This window comes from Desulfobacterales bacterium, assembly GCA_030066985.1.
In the GTDB taxonomy this organism is placed as follows: domain Bacteria; phylum Desulfobacterota; class Desulfobacteria; order Desulfobacterales; family JAHEIW01; genus JAHEIW01.
In genome coordinates this window covers 73,070-98,266 of the sequence record JASJAN010000003.1, presented here as the reverse complement: position 1 = coordinate 98,266, position 25,197 = coordinate 73,070, and the positions used below count along the sequence as shown (strand labels likewise).

Sequence of the window (25,197 nt, the reverse complement as noted above, 5' to 3'; positions counted from 1 at the left end):
AGTTATTTTTTCGCATTGGAACGACCGAGCTTATGATAGACCAGATCTCCTTATTTGTTTGCCTGCACAGCATGATCGGTATCTTTGCCATCTTCTTCGGTCCCTAAATGTGTAGTCGCTCGTTTCAATAGGAAATAACTTGCAGAAAGAGTGATCATAAGCGCAGCTATGCCTAGCAGTATCTCATATGATATTGTGTAATAGTCAATAACGATGATCTTTCTCGCTACCGCAATTATGGCAACCAGAACAACCACCTCAACATGAATAACATCTTTTTCTAAGTACATTTTGATGCTTTCAACTAACTCCAGACCGATCAAGACCATGAGAAAAAAGGAGAATACCGTCAGCATCTCCTTTACGTCCAGGAGAAACCTTGGAGGCTCTATAAGCTGTTGAACCAGGATGACCGCAAGTTCGATAGTTGAAGCCAACAAGGCGATCATCATCATCAAAAGCAGGGTCAGAACGACGAAATACTCGAATTTGTATACAATACTTTTCATCATAACCTCTGATCTCCTTTACCCCATAGTAAAGTGATCTTACGGGCGTTGCCCTTTGTTTAAAGCAACATTGTTCAGCGCTTTATAGATGCGCTTCAACTTTCTGCATGCCTTTCTTCAATACGACTTCTGAAACAACGTCATTTTTTTGCTTTGAGCTATCAGAAACTAAGTTCGGCGGCGGCTTTTTTAAGTATCTCAGCGCTTTTTTCAAGGGCTTCTGTTTCCTCGTTTGAAAGCACTGGCTGAATGGTGGTTTCAATCCCGTTGGCTTTCAGCACCCGGGGTAGAGAAAGGCTGACACCCCCGAAACCGTCGACGTTTGAAAGGGTCATTACGGCACCTTCATCGTCTTCGATGGCTCTGGCAATTCTAGCGATGCCGGCGCCGATGCCGTAGTAGGTGGCGCCTTTACCCTCGATGATTCGATAGGCGGCGTTACGCACACCATCGTCTATTCTAGATTTAATTTCCTGTGTTATCGGCCGGTCGATTTGAGCTGCAAATTTCTCAACCGGCACCCCGCCGACTTTACCACTGGACCAGGCCAGCACTTCGGAATCACCGTGCTCACCCAGTACATAAGCGTGGACCGAATGCGGCGAGACTCCAAGATGTTCAGCCAGCAAGGTCCGGAAACGGGCCGTGTCTAAAATGGTGCCGGAACCGATAACGCGTTGGGCCGGGAGGCCGGAAATGTGGCTTACCACCTGGGTCATTATATCCACCGGGTTGGAGACAATCAGCAAGATCGTCTCCGGTGAATATTCGAGAACCCGGGGAACCACATCCCGAAAAACCTTTACGTTGCGCTGCAACAGCTGCAAGCGCGTTTCCCCTGGTTTTTGAGCAACCCCGCAGGCCAGCACCACCAGCTCGGCATTTTTTAAGCTGGTGTAATCGCCCCCTGCCACCCGAATCGGTTCGCTGAAAGGTGTGGCGTGCAGGATATCTTCGGCATGGGCTTTGGCAAGGTCAGCGTTCAGATCGACCATTATCAACTCGTTGGCTTTGCCTTCAAGCGCTATGGCAAAGGCCCCTGAGCTGCCGACAAAACCACAACCAACAATTCCAACCTTCATGAGCATGTCCTCTCTGACGGCTCGGTAATGGGGCTAACCTTTTTCTTAGCGGGTGTTTGTTTAAGAAATGTTAAAGACAAGTACTTGATTTTAAATTTGAAACATAGGGTAAAATAAGCCCCAAGTGTCAATCGTCAAGTTTAGACTGACGGCAAAAATTTGATACATCTTAGTTATCTGGCGGGCGTGCTCTCGGCACGGTTAAACATTAAAAAGAGCATAAATTTTGTTTGGAATTTACCTTTTATAAGTATCGAAGTACGGCAATAGGGATTTGCAGTGCTTCGCGTCTTAAGCCAATTAGAAGTAAACGTCAGGATTTTCCCACAGATCCCCGTCTAAAACGGATACTTTTTTTTACTGCTGGATGCAAGAATTATCTTCTTTTTATGATGGTGCCTTTGATTGACTTGATCCTGATTGAACTTGGTTTAGATACAATTCCATCCCCCGATGTGATTTGGGCCTTGCGGTTCCAATTTGCGTTATGGCATTTTTTCAATATAGACACTAATGAATAAAATCAATTATTTCGTACTGATACATCTGTCAGGCAATTCTGAATGGTTGGTCCTTCAATTAGGTCACTAAGTTGAGCATGGATAATCATTTACCCCTAAACGCCATATATTTATCCTAAATTTAGTGCACAACCATCACGTTAGATACTAAGGAATTCGATACATGAATCGTGTCACGCGAGATTTCTGATTAGTTAAATTTAGAGCTACAAAGGGACCCGGGCTCACTATGATCGGGGTTCATGCCCGCAGGACTCTGCCTGGTTCTTGATGGCGAGCATTAATTGTTGTGTGAGGCGATGGAGGCGTTTGGGGATAAAGATGAGCTTGCTGAGCCACAGCAACGGACCCCGAAAGGACTCACTGCTGGTCAAGCGCACAGCACCCTCTTTTTCTTCAAAGATGAAGCTGTGCACGGCCTGAACGCCAAAGCGGCGTCCTTCCCAGATGACTTCTTTGCCGGGGTCGCATTTGGTTATGGTTGGCATGACCTTGATCGGTAGGTAATAAGGCCGCATTTGGAAGGTGAAACACGTATTTTCGGCCATGCTGTCGCCGGAGATGATACTGCAATTTTCGATGACGTTATTCCAGCTTTTCCAATCTTCCATGGTCGAAAAAACGCGCCAGACCACCGGCAGCGGCGCTTTGATATCAATGCTTTCTTCGATGATCATGATGGTCTCTCATTTGAATACTGAACAGTCTTAAGAGTGTCTTGGATACAGTTGGATGCTCAAAAGGCGATTCAAAGCCGATCATGGACCCAGATTATTTGATGAACCATATAGATCAATTGATAACTATTCCTGACGCGTTGTCAATTATCTCTCCATGGTATTCGGCATATGCAAGTCATCTTTTTAATGTGTTAAGGCGTGCAGGGACATTTAAGGTGAGCTGCCACTGGTGATAGAATCTTTTAGCATTTCGCCGCCAATGACGAATTTAAGTCATTTTGGGTCATCATTAGGCGCTTTTGTTCAAAATCAGCGGTAAGTATACTTAATAGCGATGCTGGATTTAATAATTGTCTAATGCATTTTATCCTTGCACTGGTTTAATTTTATGGTAAAAAGGTCAGAATACTTAAACCATTTGAATTAATGGTGGAAGTTACAAACCCTGAATAGCGTTCTGGCTATCGGATCATTTCTTTCGGTTTAGGGGGGAACCAATCATATGGCTGCAGAAAATTCAAGCGATCAAAATCCGTCCGAAGAGGTCGCCTTATCAAAACCCGGCAACCCGTTTACCTGGCTTTTTCATCCGTTTGGCGCCCGCGCCATGCGTATCAATGGCAATCTGGGGGCCATCGCCATCTTTTTTGCCCGTGCCTTTATCCTGATTTTTAACCCCAAGCAGTTTTCCGCTATTGTCCAGCAGATATACTTCATCGGGGCCAAGTCCGCCCAGATCTGTATGCTGGTGGGCTTCTTTACCGGTATGGTCCTGGGCCTGCAGCTTTACTTTGTGCTGATTAAATTCGGTTCGGTGGGGGTGCTGGGCACGGCTGTGGCACTTTCATTGATCAGAGAATTGGGACCGGTTCTGACCGCCATTATGATTACGGCGCGGGCCGGTTCGGCTATGACCGCAGAGATCGGCATCCAGCGTATTTCCGAACAGATCGATGCCCTGTCCACCATGCGCATCGATCCGGTGGGATTTTTGATCAGCCCGCGGATTGCGGCAGCGATCATCAGCTTCCCCATTTTAACCACCTTTTTCAATTGGATCGGGATTATCGGTGGCTGGGTCAGCGGCTCTCTGCTGCTGGGAGTGAATTCCGGGGCCTATTTTTACCGGGTGGTTTCCAGCACCGAGCTGGACGACATCACCGGTGGACTGGTCAAGTCTTTGGTCTTTGGCCTTCTGGTGGTCACCATCTGCTGCTTTCAGGGATTTTACACCCATATGCGCACCGACAGCTTCGGCGCGCGCAGTGTCAGCTTGTCGACCACGTCGGCGGTGGTGCTCTCATGCGTGATGATCCTGGTCTCGGATTATGTCGTCACCGCTTTCATTATGTCCTAACCGTTTTCATCTTTTAGAGGCAAATTATGGAAAAACAACCGATCATCGAATTTAAGGGCATCACCAAAAGCTTCGGCGAGCGCACCATTCTGAATAAGGTCGATTTTCAAATCTATGAGGGCGAGGTGACGACTCTGATCGGATTGAGCGGCACCGGCAAAAGCGTGACCCTCAAGCACATTATTGGGTTGCTCAAACCCGATGAGGGTAAAATTTTGTACAAGGGTAAACCCATCGATGAAATGACCAAAAAAGAGTGGAATGAATATATCGGTCAGATCAGCTATATGTTTCAAAACAACGCTCTTTTTGATTCGATGACCATCGTTGAAAATGTATCTCTTCCGCTGCGCCAGACCACCAAGATGAATAAAAAGGAAATTGCGGAAAAAGCCATGGCGGCCATCGAGCAGACCGAACTGACCGAAGTCTATGATAAATATCCGTCAGAGCTGTCGGGCGGCATGCAAAAGCGGGCCGCTTTGGCCCGGGCGCTGGTCACCGATCCGTCCCTGGTTCTTTTTGATGAGCCCACCACCGGCCAGGATCCCATCCGCAAAAATGCCATTTTGGGTATGGTGGCCGAATACCAAAGCCGGTTTAAATTTACTGCCCTTTTGATCAGCCACGAAATACCGGATGTCTATTTTATTTCCAACCGCATCCTGGCGCTTTATGGCAAAAAAATTGTGTTCCAGGGCCCGCCGGATGAATTCGAGGAGTTTGAACACCCCTTCCGCGAAGAAATCTTGACCAGTCTTGAAAGTCTGCAGGAAGACATCACCGGCCTGTACTCCAAGCGCCACTTTAAGGTCCGTTACCAAACCGATTTAAGCAAGCGCAATCCGGATGCCATGTATGCTGTGGCGGCCTTTGCGGTGGATGACCTGGATACCATCATCGAGCATATGGGACATGACGCTGCCCAGGAGATCATCCGGGCGCTGGGCTCCTATATTAACAAACACTTTGGTGCTGTTGGCGGGTTTTCCAGCCGGCAGACCATTAATGAATATGCCACCGTGCTGCCCTATTCGGACCTGGATGAGGCCGAGCGCATCATGGCGGATTTCAAAAAGGATTTTCGGGATCATGGTTTGCCCGACATCAAAACCCTGGATAAGGGCGAAAAACCCGGCGAAGGTTTTTTTGAGTTCAGTATTCAAGCCGGCCTGGCCCAGGGCAAGCCTCAGATCGAAATCGAATCGGTAATGGAATTTGCGCGTTTTAATCAAACGCCAATTGCACGTTTTCAATGTGAACGCGGAGGTAAGACGCAATGAAAAAGTATGCCCAGGAGACAGTTGTTGGAATTTTTGTGGTTATCGGCCTATTCGCCATCGCTTACATGACGGTTAAACTCGGCAATGTCGGTTTTTTAGGGGAAAAAGCCTACACCCTGTATGCCAAGTACACCTCGGTGACGGGTCTCAGGGTCGGCAGCCCGGTAAATATGCTGGGCCTCGAGGTCGGCCGGGTGCAGTCTTTTGAAATGGATCAGGAAAATCAGGTGGCGGTGGTTACCCTCAAAATCAATAACGGCATTCAAATCTACGATGATGCCATTGCCTCCATCAAGACCGAGGGCCTGATCGGTGACAAATTCGTCAGCATCGATGCCGGCGGTGGCGGCGATTTATTGGAAAATGGTGATACCATCACCGATACCGAATCGCCCACAGATCTGATGGATCTGGTCAGCAAATATGCCTTTGGCGATGTCGGCAGCGGTGAAGCAGAATAAACAGACCGAATTGTAGACGAAATCTTGGCCTACCCCGTCACAGGTTCATAGCTATCATCTTAAATTAATTTGACTTTTGATTATTTTGCATCGGGGGTAAACAAATGAAAAGAAAATACTTTACACTGGCCGCTATCCTGCTGGCCATCATGCTGCTATTGCCGTTTGAGGCGCTTGCCGCAGGCGCTAAAGACACCGTCGAAGCGCAGATTAAGAAAATGCTGACCCGCATGAAGGAACCCAGCTTCAAGCAATTACAGAGAGATGCGAAAATAGCCGAGATCCAGCAAATCATCAACGAAGTTTTTGATTTCAATGAGCTGTCCCGCCGGACCCTGGGCCGGGATTGGAAAAAATTTAAACCGGATCAGCAAAAGGAATTTATTAGTCTTTTCGAGCAAATCCTGCAAAATGTCTATGCCGACCGCATCCTGGCCTATACCAGCGAAACAATCGAATTCGGTAAAGAGACCGAACTCAAGAAGGGCCGGGTGGAGGTTGAAAGCTACATTGTCACGCTGGACAATAAAAAAATTCCTTTATTTTACCGTTTGACCAATAAAAGTGGTCAATGGCGGGTATATGATGTCGTGATCGAAGGCATCAGTATGATTAAAAACTACCGCGGGCAGTTCCGGGAGATCCTCAAGACCAAGACGCCTGAAGATCTGCTGAAAACCATGCGGAAAAAGGCTAAAGAAAAGCCGGCCGGCTAAAGCTTCAGACGTTTAACTGCCGGTGTAACCCCATCGCCCACGAGAGAGGAATATCAGATGAAAAGGAAACTTATCGCGCCGACGATTATATTACTGGCGGTTTTGCTAATCCTGCCGGTGCAAGCCCTGGCCGGTGGTGCCAAAGACACGGTTGAAGCGCAGATCAACAAGATGCTAACCAAAATGAAAACCCCGGAATTTAAAGCTCTGGATCGGGGTGGCCAGATAAAAGAGATCAGCACCGTCATCGATGAGGTGTTTGATTGGCAGGAGCTGTCACGCCGCACCCTGGGGCGGGAATGGCGAAAATTCACTCCCGAGCAGCAAACGGAATTTGTGAGTCTTTTTCAAGCGCTTCTGCAAGACATCTATGCCGACCGTATTCTGGCGTATACCAGCGAAAAAATCGAATTCGGCAAAGAGACCCAGCTGAAGAAGGGCCGGGTGGAGGTTGAAAGCTATATTATTACGACGGACAACAAAAAGGTGCCTTTATTTTACCGCCTAACCGATAAAAGCGGCCAATGGCGGGTTTACGATGTGGTCATCGAAGGCATCAGCATGGTCAAAAACTATCGCGGGCAGTTCCGGCAGATCCTGTCGAAAAAGAAGCCGGAAGATTTACTGCAGACGCTGCGAGATAAAACCAAATAAACAACAGACACTTAGTCCTGGCAGCATACGTTGTGCCGCTAAAGTTCGATAGGAGGACACAGCAGATTTAACCGGTAACAGACGAAAGGAGCGCACCCCTTGAAGAAATTACTGGCTGCAACAGTAATCTTGGCATTCTTTCTAATCGTCGCTGTTTTTAATACTTCCTATGCTTTGGAGCGCGAGTCCGGGGTTATTCTTTTGGCCCAGCAGGCCGAGGAAAAACCGGCTGACGCAGGTGAAGCCTCTGACGAAGATGACGAATATGATGATGAATACGATGACGAGTATGACGATGAAGTGGTGGAGGTCAACGATCCGCTTATTCGCCTGAACCAAGAATTTTTCATTTTTAATGACGCCATGTACACGGCCATTATAAGGCCCCTGGCGAAAGGGTATAACGTAGTTATGCCGGAAGAAATTCGGCTGTCGGTAAAGAATTTCTTTGTTAATCTCCGGTTTCCCATTCGCTTCGTCAACTGTTTGCTGCAGGCCAAAGGCACCAAAGCCCTGGAGGAATTTGCCACCTTCTTTCTCAACTCCACCGTCGGTTTTGCAGGCATTCAGACGCCGGCTTCATACTACGATAATTTGCCGCCCAGCCCCGAGGATTTGGGCCAGACACTAGGCGTTTGGGGTGCTGACGAAGGGTTCTTTATCATGTATCCGATTCTAGGCCCCTCCAGTTTGCGCGACAGCGCCCGCTTTATCGATTCTTTTTTCCTGGATCCGATCAGCTGGCTGGATCTGGACTGGAAAACCCGTCTGGCCATTCTGGCCTATGAAAAATTCAATGAGATTTCTTTTGAGATCGACGATATCGATGCCCTGAAAGAGGCCGTTCTGGATCCCTATGTGGCTGTGCGGGATGCTTACATTGCGCATCGTAATAAATTGATCGCCGAATAGCCCCACTGCCAATGAGGCTGCAAACACCATGCGATGCCTGAAGGAGGAAATGTGATGAAACATCAACGTATGATCATGAGGTTTTTGGCCGGGCTAACCACATTTTTGATGGTGGCTGCTGTGGCATCTGTTGCTTCGGCAGCAGATATCTCCATCGGCGCCGGTGCCGGTGTGGCACCGGACTATGAAGGCTCGGACGACTACGATTTTGTACCGATCCCCTTTGCCGAGGTTGCCTTCGACAATGGCATGTTTGCGACCATACAAGGCCTAAATGCTAAAGCCAATCTGATTCCCAGCCAGATCTGGCGCTTGGGTCCCATGTACAATTATCGCCCCTCACGCAGCAGTGTGGACAGCAATGCCGTAGACCGTTTGTCAAACGTCAGCGATGCCAATGAAATCGGTGGCTTTGGGGGATTTGATTACAACAACTGGTTTGTTTTCGTTGAGTATCTAGCGGACATCGGTGATGCCCACGAAGGATGGCTGGGCACCCTGCGCGGCGGTTACAACTGGAAGGCCAGCAATAGCTGGACCTTATCGTTCGGGCTTTCCACCACCTATGCCGACGATGATTACATGAGCACCTACTTCGGGGTTGACTCTGCCGATTCGGCGCGTAGCGGACTGAGCCAGTATGATGCGGATTCAGGGATTAAAGATGTCGGCTTTGATTTGGGCATTTTGTGCCAGTTTAATGAAAACTGGGGTGGGCGGTTGCTCGGAAGCTATAACCTGCTGGTCGGCGATGCCGATGAAAGCAGCCCGGTAACCGACGAAGGCTCACAGCATCAGTTTTTTTTAGGGGTCTTAGTGGTTTACACATTTTAAACCTCGCGCTTTCGGTGACATAAAACCATGGGCAGCAGCACCTGATTGACAATGGCTGCTCCTATTTGTGCTGTTTTAACATGTGGGGCTTCTGTTTTGCAGAAGCCCCATTGTTATTGGATGCCACATATCGGTTGCCGTCATCCTTGACAAATTGCCCTTGAATACGAAGATTAATAAATTACATGTGATGTATGAGGGATCTTTTAAGTCAGTCCCAGAAGACCGAATAATTCAATCGGAGACTCATTATCTATGTTACAGCATGAAAAAGATAGCATCGACCTCGAACGATCAGTGGAAATCGCAGAAGGTGTTTTCTGGGTTGGTTATTACGATGAGCCCGCGGGTTTGCATTGCAATCCCTATTTGATCGTCGATCATGATGAGGCTTTAGTAATTGACGGCGGCAGTCGCCCGGACTTTGCTACGGTGATGATGAAAATTTTGCAAACCGGCATTGCGCCCGGCCAAATCTCAGGCCTCCTCTACCAGCATTACGATCCGGATTTGTGCGGCAGTATTCCCAATTTTGAGGACATCATCAAACGCGATGATCTCAAAATTATATCCGATTCGGCCAATCTGATGTTTATTCGCCATTACGCAGTATCGAACCGTCTGCTGCCGATCAGTCAGATTCATCACCAATATGCCTTTTCATCCGGTCGAACCCTGCAGTTTATCAAGACGCCCTATTCACATTCCGGCGGCAGCTTTGTCACCTTCGACCCCCAAAGCAAAATCCTATTCAGCAGCGACCTGTTTGGCAGTTTGGGACTTGAGTGGGAGCTGTTTTTACAATTGCGACCGGAGTGTATGGACTGTGTAAATCTTTCAAATTGCCCCGCAAAAAGGACCGTCTGCCCGATTAAGGATATTCTCAATTTTCATAAAACCGTAATGCCATCTGCCAAAGCGTTGAAATATGCCCTTGAACAACTTTTAGAGGTGCCTTTCAGGATGATTGCGCCCCAGCATGGCAGTATTATCCGTGATCGGGAGGTAATGCGCTATGTGTTTGAGCAGTTGATAGATTTAAAAGATGTCGGTATAGACGGTTTGGTTGATGACGATTATGCTTTTGATTTTGACAAATTGAGGGATCGGTTGACATAAAATGAAATTGGACGATCTGTTAAGAGATCAAATCGAGCATTTAGATCTGCAGAATCCTGACAATGGGCCTTTGATCAAACAGGTACTGGAATACTGGGCATCTCTAAAAGACACAGGAATCAACAATCAACTCCTGCAGGAGCTGGTTTTAAAATATTCGGCCTCTGAAAAAAAGCTCAAGCAGCTGAATCAGGAGCTGTTAGACAATCAGAAGCGACTGGATGCCGACCTTGCGGCTGCAGCTGAGATTCAGAAAAGCCTTTTGCCCCACCGAATCGATTCAACCGCAAACCTTTCGATTGCCTGGAAATTTGAGCCCTGCGAGCACACCGGCGGCGATATATTTAATATGATTCAGCTGGACAATGACCACTGGGCGCTGTACATGCTCGATGTCAGCGGTCACGGTGTTCAGGCAGCGATGATCACCGTTTCGGTTGCGCAGTTTCTGCAGCCCAACTCCGGGCATCTGCTAAATCCCGAGCATGGACATTCAGCAGCCAGCGTTCACATCCAAACTCCGGCTGAAGTCCTGACGGCCCTTGATGACGAGTTTCCATTCGAGCGCTTTAATAATTTTTTTACGATTACCTATATGATTATCAACTCCGAAACCGGAGATTTGACCTATAGCAATGCCGGGCATCCGCACTCGATTTTGATGCGCCGGGATGGACATCTTGAACTATTGCAAAAGGGCGGCCCGGCCATCGGCATGGGAGAGTTTCACCTGTTAAGCGGTCAAGCCGAAAGATTTGAGGAGGGACACCAGCAGCTTCGGCCCGGTGATCGGCTTTTTGTCTATACTGACGGCATCATCGAATATCAGCATCCGGATGGTGAATTTTTCGGCACCGAGCATTTCTGTGAAACACTGCTAGCCTTGCGGGATCAATCGATCAATAGAATGATCGAACAATCCATTCAATCATTATTGAATTTCGGCAACCACACCAAACCGCAGGATGATATTACCCTGCTCGGGCTGGAGTTCAAATAGACAAGCCGCGATACGATTATCCGTTCACAGCCTGTTCAGCAAGCCTATCCGTAAGCACTGCTTTTCCCAGGCGTTATTGTCTTTTTCCCTATTAAAATTTGTTAATTTTTGATGTCGGCCTCATCTTTTAGTTGATTTTCTCGGTGTAGTTATATATGAGAAAGGATAATTTGTTAATGAGAATGATTCCTGAATTAGTGGAAAAAATTGGTAACCATCGACTTGTGACTGCGAGTAAAGGAGGAGAACAGATGAAAATTCGGAAATTTTTTTTGGGATTGCTGGGTGCGCTGCTGGCGCTGTTTCTGGTGATCCCCGCAGCCCAGGCTGCTGATTTTTCCATCGGTGGTGGTATCGGTATCGCACCCGATTACGAGGGCTCGGAAGATTATGAATTTGTGCCAATCCCGGCCGGTTCAGCCCGATTTGACAACGGCATGTATGTTGAATTGCTGGGCTTGAATTTAAGGGCCAATCTGATTCCCAGCGATTTCTGGCGTCTGGGGCCGGTTTACAACTACCGTGCACAGCGATCCGATGTCGAAAACAACCAGGTGGACGATTTCAAAACGGTTAGCGATGCCAATGAACTGGGGTTGTTTGGTGGTATCGAGTGGCAGAACTGGTATGTGTTTTTAGAGTGGTTGGCCGATATTGGCGATGCCCATGATGGGTCTTACGGCACCCTCAAAGGTGGTTACAACTGGATCATCAACAGCGAATGGGCGCTGACCATCGGCGGTTTTGCCACTTATGCCAGCGATGATTACATGAGCACCTATTTTGGTGTTGATGTGCGCGATTCGAATCGTAGCGGGCTGGATACCTACGACGCCGATGGGGGCATGAAAGATGTGGGTATCGATTTGGGCGTCAACTGGGGTTTTGCCCAGAACTGGGACCTGCGCGGTCTGCTTCAAATCAAGCAACTGGTGGGTGATGCCGATGACGACAGCCCGGTGGTGGATGAAGGCTCTGAAACCCAATTGTTTACCGGTGTTCTGGTCATCTATAATTTTTAGTCGGTATGATGTCTGACCCGTGCCGTGGCTGCAAATTGGTCGGGATTTGGGCGCGAAAACAACTTTAATATCAGCTTAAACTAAAAAAGCGGGGTTTTGATACTATCAAAGCCCCGCTTTTTATTTGATTGATCTGGCCGTTTCCATCCACTTTACAGCTTTGGGCTCACTGATGCGTTCGATTTCAAAGCCAAACTGGGATGAATCGGTTTCGATGGCAAAAAAATGTTTTCGCCCGCGCTCCAACGCTACGGTCAGTTGCGAGTTGGGTATGCCGATCGTATGCACACCGGGATTGACATAAAAAGTGACATACTGGTTGGCTTTTAAGCGAGCAATGACATCATCATTGAAAAGAACCTTCATTGAAAAACCGAGCCCAATCATCCGTCTTTGCCGAATGACCGTTACTTCAGCCGTATCCTCAGAATACGTCTGGCGAGGGAAAAATTCGGTTTTGCCGCTGGTGCATGACGTCAGCAGAATAGCTATCAAGATCAAGACCACAAATCGTTTCATGTTCGCCTCTTCAAATCCGCAACTCAAAATGTTTACCCTGAAAAATTCAGCTTATGGTCGTACCGCTTTAAGCTGAGTTTCCCAGGGCATTTATCGAATCTGAAATGGATTCACCCAAATCCCAATTTTCAAAATCAAATTCGAATAAGCTCGCCTTGTTCCAAAATCCAACATCCCGCCTCGCTATGCAGACAAGGCGGGGCGGGCAGGCAAACCTAAGATCTAAAATCCAAAGTCCAAAATCAAGTTTTTATTGCCGCGCCCCAGTTTCTTCAAGCCTTTTGATTTCTGTAGCAATTTCAAAACTAAGTTTGCCGATCAGGCGGCTCAGGGCGGAAACCATATCAGCGATAGTGTCACTACCGATGGGTTCAGTTAAGACGGTTTTACTATTCGAATACACATCTTGTCCATTATTGCCTAAAATACCCCAGCGAGCCCTAAGATCAACATTACCTCCCGGCATACCATCAAAGCGTGTGATTTCCAAGATGATTTGATAGTCAATCGGAAGGGTGGTCTTCCAGGGAAATTTAAGAATCGATCCGGTGGAAAGCAAGGCCGAAAAATTGTCCACCAGAACATTGGTTATTAATTCATTTAGCGGTGCTGCCCAGCGATCCAAATCGGCTACCTGGATTTCATTGTGGCTTGTGCGCAGGATGATCTGGGGGCGATCCAACACCTGTGACAGCTTTATGGGGCCGACACCGAGGCCGGGGCTGGTAACCTCATCTCCAAAAACCGCAATCGGCTCCGGAGGATTTGGGTTTTCCTCGCTGTGGAAGGAATTGAGAACATAAAAGCGAGTGGCGGGCGTTGGACTGGGACCACCCAGGCAGCCGCTGATAACCAATGCGAGAGCAAGTAAGGCTGCAGTAGCAAGTCTAAAATTTTTACGATGCATTAGTTTCCTCCCGTCCGGGTAACCCTTCCGCGAAGCACCGCATCCGGGTGTTGTTCGATGAAATCGGCCAAAACACGCACAGAGCGAGCGGCCGCCGAAACTTCTATCAACGCTGCGGATATTTCGTGGCGCAGTTGAGTGCCTTCATCTGCCAGGTTTTCAACGCTGGCTAAGGTTTTATTGGCATTATCCAGGGCAGTTCTTGCTGATTTTAAAGCGTCTTTGATGTCGGTTGCCATCAGCTGGCGGGCATCGCCGATGCCAGCCCTGACGTCTACCAGAGTTTGATCAAGACTAGTGGTCAAGGGGTCTACCTTGGCGTCGACATGGCGCGCCAGCTCTTTGACCGCAATCAGCGTTTGTTTTAATTCACCGATGCTGGCATGCAGGTCGGGCGAAGTGGCCAGTGTGGCAATACCGTCCATCGCTTTTCTGATATCATCCACCAAATCCTCGAATGAAATTTTTTCAAGTGATGCCTCGAGTCGTTGCAACGGCGACGGTATCGTCGGAATTTCCCACCAGGGCTCGATGTCTAACTCGTCTTTGAATGCGTGGATGCCGACCAATCGGACGGGTGTGTTCGGTAAAAAGTCGAGATTGATCGACAGTTGACCGGTGACCAGACTCTGCAATTGCAGCTGGGCTCTAAAACCTCTTTCGATGAGCGCCTTAGCGAATGCTTCTTCATCATATGATTCAAATCCAGCCTCAGACTCACCGAGATACAGGAACTTTCTGTCATCGATTTCAAAGATGACCGGTATATACACCTCGAGACCAATCGGATCGAATCCGGCGATGATTTCGGTCACCTGGCCGACCTGAACCCCCCTGAACGTTACCGGCGATCCCACATTGAGCCCCTTGACCGAGCCTTCAAAGAAAGCCACGTTAATAGAAATGTCTCGGAAAAACCTGCCGGAGCCGAAAAGCACAATCGCCGATGCGATCAATGCTATAGCTCCCACGACAAAAGCCCCAATTAATGTTTTATTTGCCGGTTTGCTCATGTCAATATACCTTTATTGGAGTAATAGAGTATTGGAGTAATGGAGTATTGGATTCGGCATATCGTTGCGTTTTTCATATACGCGTATTGTCTTGTAAATTGCTCTTTCAAGTTTTAACTCGTAACCCGCAACACGTAACGCGTAACGTTTCAGCTCCATCACTCCGGCTTTTATTATTCTTCTCCTCGTGTCAAAAATCTGCGCAGCTCCGGGTCCTCGGTTTCTTGCAGCAGCTTGTTGGGATCACCGGCAGCAGTCATGGTTTTTTTATTCGGATCCAGGTACACGGAGTTGTTCCCAATGGCAAAAATACTGGCCAGTTCATGGGTTACCACGATAATGGTGGCGCCCAGGCTATCCCGCAGCTCTAAAATCAAATCATCCAATAAGCTGGCACTGATGGGGTCCAATCCGGCTGAAGGCTCATCAAAAAAAAGGATGTCCGGATCCAGTGCCATGGCGCGCGCCAGCCCGGCGCGCTTGCGCATTCCGCCGCTGATTTCCGAAGGATAATAATCCTCAAAGCCGGCCAGGCCCACCAGAGCCAGCTTGAGGGATGCAATTTCACGCATCTGTTTGGGGCTCAAATCCGTATATTCACCTAACGGCAGGGTAATGTTTTCCGCCAGGGTCATCGAGCTCCACAGAGCACCGCTCTGATACAGAATACCGAGATTTTTCATTATTTGCCCGCGTTGCTCCGGATCGGTATCCCAGAAACTGATGTCGTCATAAAGAACCTTGCCCTTGGCCGGAGATTTCAACCCCACCATATGGCGCATCAGGGTGCTCTTGCCGCAGCCGCTGCCCCCCATAATGATAAAAACATCACCACGATAAATGGTAAAGTTCAGATCCCGCTGTACCACAAAGCTGCCGTAAGCCATCGTTAAATCATCGATGATGATGTGGGGTTCTTTATGTTCTTCATTATTGGTCATCATTTAATTCTATAGTTTTCAGCTTTCAATTTTCCGATGTCAAGAAAGTCTTGGTGTCAGGTGTCAGGTTTCAGGTGTCAGGATGGCTCGGGCTGACACCTGACACCTGAACACTGAAACCTTAATACACCAAACACTAAACACGAAACACAAAATACCAAACATATGACCTGGATCTTGCACAAGTCGGAGGGTTTCATATGCAAGGCATTTAAGGGCGAAGCTATAGTCAACTATGCTTCGGCCTTAATAACGTAGCAGATGGAAGCCTCCGACTTGCCCATCGGGTGAAAATTAATGCGATAAAATGATTTTCATCCACTATATCAAACAGGTATTTTATTATACGTTTACAATTAACTTACCGAGTTGCTTATTACATGCGCTATCAGCTCGCATTAATTTTCATGCAAGATTCAGGTACTATATGCCTATAATATTACACCCCACGGTTATAATCGCGGTGGCCACAACGATGGCCACTATACTGGTGACCACCGCCGATGTGGTGGCATCTCCAACAGCCGCAGCACTGCGACCGCACTGAATCCCCCGCAGGCATCCGGCCAGCGCAATCAGGATTCCAAAAACGAACGCATGAAAAATACCGATGAAAAAATGGTATAGATTCATGGCGTTGATAGTTTGGTTGATGTATTGTCTGACAGTGATGTCAAGCATGCCGACCCCGACAATAAATCCGCCCAGGATGCCCATCAAGTCCGCATACACACATAAAAGCGGCATCATCAGAATCAACGCCAGCATACGGGGTATGACCAGAAATTCCATAGGAGAGATCCCCAGGGTCTGGAGGGCATCGATTTCTTCATTGACCTGCATGGTCCCGATCTGGGCTGCAAAGGCCGCTCCGGTGCGCCCGGCCATAATGACCCCCACCATGACCGCACCCATGACACGCGTCATGGCGATAGCCACCAGGTCGGCCACGAAAATCTGGGCGCCGAACAACGCCAGTTGAACGGCCCCAATAAACGCCAGGATCAGACCCACCAGAACACTGATCAGGGTAACAATGGGCAATGCCTCTGCGCCTGCTTGTTGAATTGTCAGCATCAGATCCGAACGCTGAAAGCGGGCTTTGCCGACTAAAAACTTTAAAAAGGACACAAAGGTGTCGCCAATAAAGGTAAGCGTATCGATAGCCTCCTGGCCGACTGCAACGGCGGATTCGCCAATTCTTTGCAATATTGGCTCACGTACTGCTTCTTTGCGTGCGCCCTCCCTTTCTGGTACCGCAAAGGCCAGTTTAAGCAATTTTTGGATGCCTTCAGAAAGGCCTCCCTGGTCTACAGTGATGTTTTTAGCTGAACTTTCAGTGATGATTTTGGTGAGAAAAGACAGCAACCCACTGTCCCAGTCCGAGAGCGCTGCGGTATCAAATGCAATTTGTTTGATCGCCGGATCCGATTTAACCTGCTGGCCTACATCTTTTGCTGACGGCAGTTGTTGATCGATGGTCCAGTTGCCGTTCAGCTTCACCAGCAACGTATTCTCCGCCGGCTTATCAAAACTCAGCTCGCAGATTTCGCTCTTCTTTTCAGTCACCGCTTCCATAGCTCAGAAAGTGAATGGGTAGAGTTGTTCGTTTCAGAATGTGGTACTGATATCAAACATTAAATATTAATTGTTTTTTTGTAATTACAAGAACTGAATTCAAAACCATTAGATCTTGTGCGAGGGCAAGGCGCGAGTCGCTCAGAAAGCGGAGCGTACACGTGAGTACGTGAGCATTTCTTAGCGGCTTGCAACACAGCCATCGTGCAAGAGATGAGGGTTTTGAAATCAGTTCTAGCGTGCTGCCTTTTGCATGGTATCCAGATACTGATCCAATTCCTCAACACTGGCAAACACCTTCAACGTCGGCAAGGCGTTTAAGATATCAAAAACCTTTCTGATCTGAGGTTGTAAATGGGCAAACATGATCTTGCCGTTGTTCTTTTCAAGCTCTTTTTTGGTCTTCAGTAAGACCCGCACACCCATGCTGTTAATGTATTCCAAAAATTCCAGATCGAAAATAATGACATCCGGCATTTCTTTTAAGGCCGCATCGACGGTGCTTTCTAAAATTTTATACGTATTGCCATCGAGGGATCCAATTGGAGATATGGTGAAAACACCGGGCCGGGTCTCGCCTGAATTGACTTTAAGCGACATGTAGACTCCTTTCATTGGAATGTTGGAGTGCTGGAGTAATGGAGTGTTGTCTCAAGTAGATCAAATCGATTTATCGATTATATCGAATGCCCATCTCCAATACTCCATTACTCCCGAAGGCATTTGACTTTGAATATATTAAACCCTGGTGCAACATAGACAATTCAAATATTATTTTCAGCTCCCCTTAAACCACTTTTTGAACAACCCTTTCAAAGGCAGCTGTTCGATCCAGGATGCTTCTTCAGGCGCTTTAACCTGTTTATCAGCCGGCCACCACTGCACTGGATCAAAAGTAAATGACAGGCTGGCGGTCAACGCCGGAATAAACTTGTCTTCGATCAAAACGGTTACGCGTTCATCCATTTTATTCAAATGCACGCTGACCTCTTCGACATACCATTCCGGTATCTTCTCCAAAGAATCTAAGGAGACCTTGACAATTTTCTGCATATTTTCTCCCAGAAAGCCCTTAAAAGAGGCCTCTGTGAGCTGGTCAAAGCGTGTCTTTAACGCTTCTTTCAGTTTGTCATCGTTGGTATCCACGATAAATGTCAGTGTATAATAACCGCCGCCATAGGGGCGCTGAAATGACGATATTTTGATAACCCCTTCTTGATTAGAATCGCCTTGCCCGCTTTCAACTTTAAAGCCGACGTAGGCGATCATTTTTTCATGGGCTTTAACTGCCAGATAGCTCTTGCGGGGATCAAATTCCTGGGTCATTTACATTTTCCTTACGGGCAAAAGTGGATTGTTTAATTTTTAAAGGGCGTTACACTGTACTTAGCAGACAAAAGACTGTGTTTCAACTGAATGGACAAAAAAATCCACTTTTTGTAATGTTTGCAATGCCCGGATGAATTGGATCTAATCTATTTACGGTACCGTACAGGCACCGAATATCACAAACCCCACGTCATCACCGGATGCGGTGATGACCATTTTGCCGGTGTCTTCAGCGATGGCCGCGCTCCACCCGACGCCATCCCTGACATCTTTGATCCCGTCTTCAGCGCCCTGAATAATGACTTTGCCGTCGATCTTTTCAAAATTCTTAATAGCGGTGTTCTTTTTGGTTCCATCCGCATGCGTGGCGCTGATTTTTTTGTTTTTGAAGTTAATTTTAAAGAAGTGGGGGATACCGACCTGTTCGGCGGTTACTTCAAAGCATTTTCCACCGGGTTCACACTCAACAATATCCATCGCCGAACAGATGAGCTCTTTGGAACCGTCAAAATTGCCGGCCATTGTCGATACGGACATCAGCCACACGGATATGAAGGTTAGGCTGCATATTTTCAATGTATTCATGGTCATCTCCTTGTTTACGTTCCCCGGGGCTTCACAATCAGCTTGGCAAGATCAGCATGCGTCGCTTGAGCGGGGGAACGTATTCAACATTTCTTATTTGACGGTATACCCGCGTCCTGACATGCAAGCCGCAAAGGCCCGGTTGTATTCATTACGGGCACGCGCGTAGTTATTGGCCTGCTCCCGTTCCCATTGCTCGCGTCTTTTATCTTCACGATCCCGCTGACTCGATCGCCGCATGCCGCCAATTAACGCCCCGCCGGCGCCACCAATGAGGGCACCTCTGCCGGCACCTTTTCCACCGCCGGCAATGCCACCGATAATAGCGCCCCCCGCCGCACCGGCTACGCCTGTTTTGCCCGCTCCCCATACTTCATCTTCTTTAGCGGGTCGCGCTGATGTGGCCGTGGGTGTTCGCATGGGATCAAAACCGGTTTGATCCCGGGCCCAGCGATAACATTCGAATTTATCTTGTTCCATTTGATCCTGGCTCTGACCCTGCGCAGGGTATACGATTGGATCCTGAGCCAAAATGGGGGCGGTAAAAACACTTGAAAGAAAAAGCAGTACAGCAAAAGAAATCAAATGTTTCATTTAATCGCTCCTTTCGGCTGAGATGTGAGTGTTCCTCTCAGCGCGCACAGATCTGAAATATAAATTGAGGTGAAGATAAGAAGATTTTGCAAACTATTCTGTTTCGCTCAGAAATAGAAGACACTAAGGTAGCGGACCACTGCCTTAGAGATTTCTGATAGCATGAAAACTAAACATTATTTAGACTTATACAAGAAGATACACACTAGGTATGAAAAACTAAAGGGGATCATCAGCCTCTTTTGGGCTTATTGCGGTCAATGCCTCAGGCAAAAATATGGTGCCAGGTCTGGAATTAAAGCGACACTCGGTCAACAATGAATTGAATCCCCCTCTGAATTCTTTCCAATTCGACGAATGATTTGATTCCAATGAATCTGATTTGTCCGTTCTAGCGAATGCCCCTGTCAATCGACTACCAATCAGGCCAGCGCCATTGCTGGCGCTCTTTTGCTGAGACCGTTGTGACCACGGCTTCGGGTTCAAGCAAATCGCCCCAGTTGGTGCGCTGCTGCATTTGATCCATATTATTCTTGGAAACAAACAGCTGACCTTCACGGATCTGCCAGCCGCCGCCCATGGCTTTATACATGCCAATCAGGTTCAAGATGACATCACCACGGGTGGTGGTCCAGACATCCTGCTGGTCTGTCAAAAAGCGCTGGGTGTCCAGCACGCGCTGGTAATCGACCAGCCCCTCTTTGTACTGCAGCAATGAGAGATCCACCGACCGCTGGGAAGCCTGGACACTGCCCAGCAAAAAGGCAGCTTCCTCCTGTTTGCGCAAAAAACCCACCAGGGAATCTTCCACTTCCTGATGGGCTCTGATGACCGTGTCTTCATAGTTGACGATCAGCTGCTGTAAAATGGCATCTTCAATCCGCACGCGGTTTGTAATGCGGCCGTAATTAAAGAGGTTCCAACGAAATGCCGGGCCACCGAAGAATTCAAAGCTATCGGATTCAAACATGTCACTAAAACCACTGCCGCTTTGACCGCCGGATTGGGTATTGCGGGAGCTGCTGGTCAGCACTCCAAAGGAGCCGAACAGCTCAAAAGCCGGAAACAGATCGGCTCTGGATACGCCGATCAATGGGGTCTGGGTGGCGATTTGATACTCAGCAAATTGAATGTCAGGTCGCCGGCGCAACAAATTCGCCGGGATGTCGGCCACCACCTGCTCGGGTGCCCTGGGGATCCGCTTGGCACCACTGAGCATATAATCAATTTCTCCCGGAAGCTTACCCAGCAAGATGGCCAGCGCGTTTTTAAACTGGCGAATATCGGCTTCAAATCGCGGAATAGAGGCCTCGGTATTTCTCAATAGTGATTTGGCCTGACTCACGTCCAGTTCGGTAACCGCACCGGCTTGAAAGCGGATCTCGGCAATTTCCAGGGAGCGCTGCTGGATGGCCACATTCTGTCTGGCAATTTCCAGTCGTTCTTCAGAGGTACGCAGCAAAACATATACACGGGCCACCTCGGAAGTTAAGGTCACCAGAAAATCATCATAATCCGCAACGGATGCATCCAAACTGGCCACCCCGGATTCGATCGCGCGTCGGAATTTTCCCCAGATATCCAGCTCCCAGGCCACATCGAAACCGGCATTGTACTGCCAGAAGCTATCATCGCTGTTTAGCGTATTGGGGGCATTTTCGCTAATTTGATTATAGTCGGCTCCGCCTCGGCCCTGCTGCGTTTGGGGATAGATATTGCCGATCAAGACGCCCAGTTGGGCCCGAGTCTGAAATATGCGCAGACCGGCAATCTGCAAGGTCAGATTTTGTTCGTAGGCGCTCTCGACCAAGCGATTGAGGACGGGGTCATGGAATACCGTCCACCATTCCCTGTAGTCGGCAGGTTCGGTTTTTAGCTCGGGATGGCGCGATTCGATCCAATTGGACTGCACCGGCGCTTCGGGTTTGACAAAATCCGGCCCCACCATGGTGCAGCCGTTCAGCCACAGCAAGGCGGCCAGCGCACCGCATAGGGTCAGTTGTGCAGTCGCCGCATTTTTAGCTGGTAAAACTATTTTAAACAACAACTTCAATAACATAGAAATGACCTCATCGTGAAGTTTGAGTTGCCGCCAGAGGAGTGAAATTCCGGCAAATGATGATGTTCTGGAAAGATTCAAAATATAAATCACAGATTTGGCAGATGCGCAAGCCAAAATAAGAATCCGGTATTTAGGTGAGTTTGACCCCATTAATTCGTTTCGACAACCCATTGAGGACAAGATGATATGGGTTTCTGGACGTTTTATTCTCCACTGAGGTTCATTGCTTCGGCATTTTGTAAATCGCTGTTGCACTTAGCTTGGTGCTTTAACGCGGAAAAGCACCGAATAAAGGACCGGCGCCACCGCCAGCGTCAGCACGGTTCCGGCTGCCAGCCCGAAGGCCAGGATAATGGCCAGCGAATAAAACAGTGCATCCCGGGATATGATCAATGGCATCACCCCGAGAATGGTCGTAATGGTGGTCATGATAATCGGACGAAAACGCGATACGGCCGCCATGATTACAGCATCATAAGGTTCGCGGCCCTCAGCTCTTTCGGCATCGATTTTGTCGATCAGCACAATCCCATTGTTCATAATCACTCCGGCAAGGCTGAGCAGCCCTAGCATGCCAAAGAAATCAAAGGGCGCCCGCATGACATGCAGCCCGATAAAGCCGCCCACAAACGCCAGCGGGATGGTGATAAAAATGATCAAGGGACGCCGAATCGAATTGAATTGCCACACCAGCAGGACGACAATACCAAAAAAGCAATGCGGCATCCAGCGGGTGAGCTTTTCCATGGTCTCCTGCTGCTGTTCGATCTCACCGCCGACTTCCCACCAGCTGTCATCGTTTAATTCCAGCTCCTCGATAAAGGGTATGGTGGCGGCAAGTAGTTCGGGTGCTTTGAGGATTTCATGCTTGGCCTCGATGGTCACACAGCGCTCCTGGTTACGGCGTGCGATGCGGCTAAAATCCCATTGGCCGCGGATGTCTGCTATCTGGGTCAGCGGTATGCTGGTGCCGTCGCGGGGTGAGCGGATCATGACATTCCAGAGGTCACTCATGACCTTACGCTCTTCAGCCTCCGAGCGGGCAATGACCGGAATGGCCACATCCAGCTCACGGTAATCGGTAACCCTAACACCATCCATGTGCGACTGCAAAGACAGTGCGGTTTCTTTAGAGGTCACACCGGCGCGGCGGGCCCGGGCCTGGTCAACGATGACATGGGCTTTGAGGACTTTGTTCTCCCAGGTATTGCGCACATCCAGGCTGCCCGGCATTTCTTTTAAGCGGGCGGCCAGCTGGTTGCCTTTTTTAAAAATATACGCCGGATCCTGACCGTAGATGCGAATCTCCAAAAAGCCGGGCTCTTCGGAACCCATCCACATTTGTTTGACGCGGCCATTGGCTTCGGGGATATGATCATTAAAATACTGCCGCACGCGCTCGACTAGCTCCGGAACCGGGTCGGGGGACTCGGTGTTGACGATCACAAATGCCACGTGGGGATCGGGGTCCAGAGGTGAGAGCACCAGGAAAAAACGCGGTCCGCCCATGCCCACGTAGGCAACTGTGCTGGTGATCTCCGGGTTTTGTTCTTTATCCGCCAGCCAGCCGGTCAGTTGCTGAACCACTGTATCGGTGCCATTGATCCGGTAGCCGGCCGGCAGGTCGACATATACCAGAAACTGGTTGCGCACACTGGGCCCGAAGAACTCGCGTACCAGCATTGACGCCAGTAAACCGCCCAAAACAATGACTCCGGCAGCAGCGACGATCACAATAAACCGCAGGTGCAGCATTTTTTCCAGTATCTTAAGATAGATCTGGTAAAAACGGCCTGAATAGGCCGCCATTTCGTCTTCATTGTTTGAGATGTCGGCCGCCTGTGACGACTGCACATCTTTTTTCTTCGAAGGTTTGACCTTCATAAACCAGAAACACATGGTCGGGGTCATATACATGGACAAAAACCAGGAGGATAACAGCAGCAAAATGACCACCATCGGCAACGAAAAGGCGTACTCGCCGGTTTGACCGTCGATCAATAACATCGGTAAAAATGCAAAAATGGTGGTCAGCGATGAGGTCAGCAGCGGAATGGACAGTGTCTGTCCGGTGGCCCGACAGGCCGCATTTCTTTCCTCACCGCGTTCAAGCCGGGAACGGACATCTTCGGCGATGACAATCCCGTTGTCCACGAGCATTCCCAGGGCAATAATCGATGATGCAATCGATACCCGCTCGAGCTCGATGTCGAAAAAACGCATGCTGATCAGCCCCAGCAGCATGGTCATGGGCACAAAGGAGCCCACAATCAATCCGGTGCGCACCCCTAAAAACAGCATGACCACCACCAGAACGATGACCAGAGTCTGGTAGACGTTGTTAAGTCCGCCGGCTACGGCGGTTTCAACCAGATCGGGCTGAAAGGTGGCGTAATCCAGCACGTAGCCGATGGGCAGGCGCGATTCGAGATCGTCCAGTTTGCGGGTCAGGCGCTGGCCGAAATCCACCGCGTTGACCCCCGGTGTGATCGAGACGCTGATGACAATGGTGCGCTTACCGTTGAAATAGACCATGTCGTCGGGGGGGTCTTCGTAACCGCGATAAACCGACACGATGTCCTTGAGTTGGATGGTCTGCTGGGTGTCGGTTATGGTGATTTCTACATTTTTGATGTCTTCGATGCTGCGAAAATTGCCGGTGGGCTCGACGATGATATCCTGCTGGGCGGCATCAAAGGATCCGCCCGGCAAGACCACATTCTGGCGGACCAGGGTGTCGATCACCTCTTCACCGGTAATGCCGAACTGCGCAAGCCGGGTGGTCGAAAAATCCAGGAATATTTGCTCCTGGTGGACGCCATAGAGATCGATTTTGCGCACGCCGCGGATTTCATACAGGCGGTCACGGATATCCCGGGCCACGACCCGCATTTCGGCCATTGAGAAGCCATCCGATATCAGGGCAATATCGGCAACCGAGACCAGCCCGAACTCGTCATTGATAAAGGGGCCGATGGTACCTTCGGGCAAATGCGGTTTGATATCCGCCATCTTGTTGCGAACCCGCTGCCAGACAAAATCAAGGTCGTCAACTTCGTCGCGGGTTTCAGCATGCAAAATGACCCGGCCGTGCTTGGAATCCGACCACATGTCGTCAATTTCGGGCAGGGTGCGCATCTGGGCTTCGAGCTTGCGCGTGACGAGCTCTTCGAGATCGGCCGGTTTCATACCCGGGAAAAAGGCGGTCACCACGACCTCGCGGATGACGATGGCCGGATCTTCTAAGCGCGGAAAGGTGAAAAATTGTCCCAGACCGGCAACGATGATGGTAAAAATGATGACCATTGTCAGTCGTTGGGTGCCTAACGAAAAATTGGTGATGGCCGACATGTGGGGAATCCTTATTTTTTAATTTAAAAAAATGATGATGGTAAATCTTGCTCTTGCAATTTTTGCAAACAATTTGGCGTGATGAATTACTGGAGTGTTGGAGTAATGGATTAGAGCATTTCGCACGCTCAAAACCTGCGACTCGCAACTCGCAACGCGGATCAATTT

24 protein-coding genes are annotated in these 25,197 nt (G+C 48.9%); 10 read left to right on the top strand and 14 right to left on the bottom strand.

Annotation, left to right across the window (positions count from 1 at the left end; genetic code table 11):
- Positions 1 to 50: 50 nt before the first annotated feature.
- From QNJ26_02455 to QNJ26_02445, 3 genes are all read right to left on the bottom strand, one after another.
- Complete coding sequence (locus QNJ26_02455) at positions 51 to 512, bottom strand: phosphate-starvation-inducible PsiE family protein (protein MDJ0984379.1); 462 nt, start codon at positions 510 to 512, stop codon at positions 51 to 53.
- Positions 513 to 670: 158 nt separating this feature from the next.
- The gene (locus QNJ26_02450; GenBank protein MDJ0984378.1) at positions 671 to 1,591 is read right to left on the bottom strand and encodes an L-lactate dehydrogenase; all 921 of its coding nucleotides are present in this window, start codon (positions 1,589 to 1,591) and stop codon (positions 671 to 673) included.
- A 748-nt stretch (positions 1,592 to 2,339) separates the two neighbouring features.
- The gene (locus QNJ26_02445) at positions 2,340 to 2,789 is read right to left on the bottom strand and encodes an SRPBCC family protein (protein MDJ0984377.1); all 450 of its coding nucleotides are present in this window, start codon (positions 2,787 to 2,789) and stop codon (positions 2,340 to 2,342) included.
- A 505-nt stretch (positions 2,790 to 3,294) separates the two neighbouring features.
- Here QNJ26_02445 and QNJ26_02440 point away from each other — a divergent pair.
- The 10 genes from QNJ26_02440 to QNJ26_02395 all read left to right on the top strand — a co-directional run bounded on the left by QNJ26_02440 (position 3,295) and on the right by QNJ26_02395 (position 12,150).
- Positions 3,295 to 4,149 (top strand): ABC transporter permease, encoded by an 855-nt coding sequence (locus QNJ26_02440; GenBank protein ID MDJ0984376.1) that lies wholly within the window; start codon positions 3,295 to 3,297, stop codon positions 4,147 to 4,149.
- Between the two features lie 26 nt (positions 4,150 to 4,175).
- A complete protein-coding gene (locus tag QNJ26_02435; protein ID MDJ0984375.1) occupies positions 4,176 to 5,432 on the top strand; it encodes an ATP-binding cassette domain-containing protein in 1,257 nt (418 codons plus the stop codon).
- Positions 5,429 to 5,893, top strand: a complete 465-nt coding sequence (gene mlaD / locus QNJ26_02430; protein ID MDJ0984374.1) for an outer membrane lipid asymmetry maintenance protein MlaD — start codon at positions 5,429 to 5,431, stop codon at positions 5,891 to 5,893. Before QNJ26_02435 ends, mlaD begins: the two co-directional genes overlap by 4 nt.
- 104 nt (positions 5,894 to 5,997) lie before the next feature.
- The gene (locus QNJ26_02425; protein ID MDJ0984373.1) at positions 5,998 to 6,609 is read left to right on the top strand and encodes an ABC transporter substrate-binding protein; all 612 of its coding nucleotides are present in this window, start codon (positions 5,998 to 6,000) and stop codon (positions 6,607 to 6,609) included.
- A gap of 57 nt (positions 6,610 to 6,666) precedes the next feature.
- Positions 6,667 to 7,263: an ABC transporter substrate-binding protein gene (locus QNJ26_02420; GenBank protein ID MDJ0984372.1), complete on the top strand. Its 597-nt coding sequence runs from the start codon at positions 6,667 to 6,669 to the stop codon at positions 7,261 to 7,263.
- A gap of 99 nt (positions 7,264 to 7,362) precedes the next feature.
- Complete coding sequence (locus QNJ26_02415) at positions 7,363 to 8,175, top strand: VacJ family lipoprotein (protein ID MDJ0984371.1); 813 nt, start codon at positions 7,363 to 7,365, stop codon at positions 8,173 to 8,175.
- 54 nt (positions 8,176 to 8,229) lie between these two features.
- Positions 8,230 to 9,009, top strand: coding sequence for a MipA/OmpV family protein (locus tag QNJ26_02410; GenBank protein ID MDJ0984370.1), 780 nt, complete (start codon positions 8,230 to 8,232; stop codon positions 9,007 to 9,009).
- 255 nt (positions 9,010 to 9,264) lie between these two features.
- Positions 9,265 to 10,128, top strand: coding sequence for an MBL fold metallo-hydrolase (locus tag QNJ26_02405; GenBank protein ID MDJ0984369.1), 864 nt, complete (start codon positions 9,265 to 9,267; stop codon positions 10,126 to 10,128).
- 1 nt (position 10,129) lies between these two features.
- Positions 10,130 to 11,128, top strand: a complete 999-nt coding sequence (locus QNJ26_02400) for a PP2C family protein-serine/threonine phosphatase (protein MDJ0984368.1) — start codon at positions 10,130 to 10,132, stop codon at positions 11,126 to 11,128.
- 251 nt (positions 11,129 to 11,379) lie between these two features.
- Positions 11,380 to 12,150: a MipA/OmpV family protein gene (locus tag QNJ26_02395; protein MDJ0984367.1), complete on the top strand. Its 771-nt coding sequence runs from the start codon at positions 11,380 to 11,382 to the stop codon at positions 12,148 to 12,150.
- A 120-nt stretch (positions 12,151 to 12,270) separates the two neighbouring features.
- Here QNJ26_02395 and QNJ26_02390 read toward each other — a convergent pair whose 3' ends face one another.
- The 11 genes from QNJ26_02390 to QNJ26_02340 form a co-directional block, all read right to left on the bottom strand.
- Positions 12,271 to 12,669 carry a hypothetical protein gene (locus QNJ26_02390; protein ID MDJ0984366.1) on the bottom strand — a complete coding sequence of 133 codons (399 nt, stop codon included), beginning with the start codon at positions 12,667 to 12,669 and terminating at the stop codon, positions 12,271 to 12,273.
- 250 nt (positions 12,670 to 12,919) lie between these two features.
- Complete coding sequence (locus QNJ26_02385; protein MDJ0984365.1) at positions 12,920 to 13,576, bottom strand: PqiC family protein; 657 nt, start codon at positions 13,574 to 13,576, stop codon at positions 12,920 to 12,922.
- Positions 13,576 to 14,589: an MlaD family protein gene (locus tag QNJ26_02380; GenBank protein MDJ0984364.1), complete on the bottom strand. Its 1,014-nt coding sequence runs from the start codon at positions 14,587 to 14,589 to the stop codon at positions 13,576 to 13,578. Before QNJ26_02380 ends, QNJ26_02385 begins: the two co-directional genes overlap by 1 nt.
- Positions 14,590 to 14,762: 173 nt before the next feature.
- Positions 14,763 to 15,533, bottom strand: a complete 771-nt coding sequence (locus QNJ26_02375; GenBank protein ID MDJ0984363.1) for an ATP-binding cassette domain-containing protein — start codon at positions 15,531 to 15,533, stop codon at positions 14,763 to 14,765.
- Between the two features lie 420 nt (positions 15,534 to 15,953).
- Complete coding sequence (locus tag QNJ26_02370) at positions 15,954 to 17,099, bottom strand: ABC transporter permease (GenBank protein ID MDJ0984362.1); 1,146 nt, start codon at positions 17,097 to 17,099, stop codon at positions 15,954 to 15,956.
- A 243-nt stretch (positions 17,100 to 17,342) separates the two neighbouring features.
- Positions 17,343 to 17,708, bottom strand: a complete 366-nt coding sequence (locus tag QNJ26_02365) for an STAS domain-containing protein (GenBank protein ID MDJ0984361.1) — start codon at positions 17,706 to 17,708, stop codon at positions 17,343 to 17,345.
- A 177-nt stretch (positions 17,709 to 17,885) separates the two neighbouring features.
- Positions 17,886 to 18,434 carry a hypothetical protein gene (locus tag QNJ26_02360; protein ID MDJ0984360.1) on the bottom strand — a complete coding sequence of 183 codons (549 nt, stop codon included), beginning with the start codon at positions 18,432 to 18,434 and terminating at the stop codon, positions 17,886 to 17,888.
- Between the two features lie 153 nt (positions 18,435 to 18,587).
- On the bottom strand, positions 18,588 to 19,022 hold the full coding sequence (locus tag QNJ26_02355) for a hypothetical protein (protein ID MDJ0984359.1): 435 nt from the start codon (positions 19,020 to 19,022) through the stop codon (positions 18,588 to 18,590).
- A 93-nt stretch (positions 19,023 to 19,115) separates the two neighbouring features.
- Complete coding sequence (locus QNJ26_02350; protein MDJ0984358.1) at positions 19,116 to 19,616, bottom strand: hypothetical protein; 501 nt, start codon at positions 19,614 to 19,616, stop codon at positions 19,116 to 19,118.
- A 415-nt stretch (positions 19,617 to 20,031) separates the two neighbouring features.
- Positions 20,032 to 21,675, bottom strand: a complete 1,644-nt coding sequence (locus QNJ26_02345; protein ID MDJ0984357.1) for a TolC family protein — start codon at positions 21,673 to 21,675, stop codon at positions 20,032 to 20,034.
- A gap of 258 nt (positions 21,676 to 21,933) precedes the next feature.
- Positions 21,934 to 25,029 carry an efflux RND transporter permease subunit gene (locus QNJ26_02340; protein ID MDJ0984356.1) on the bottom strand — a complete coding sequence of 1,032 codons (3,096 nt, stop codon included), beginning with the start codon at positions 25,027 to 25,029 and terminating at the stop codon, positions 21,934 to 21,936.
- Positions 25,030 to 25,197: the final 168 nt, after the last annotated feature.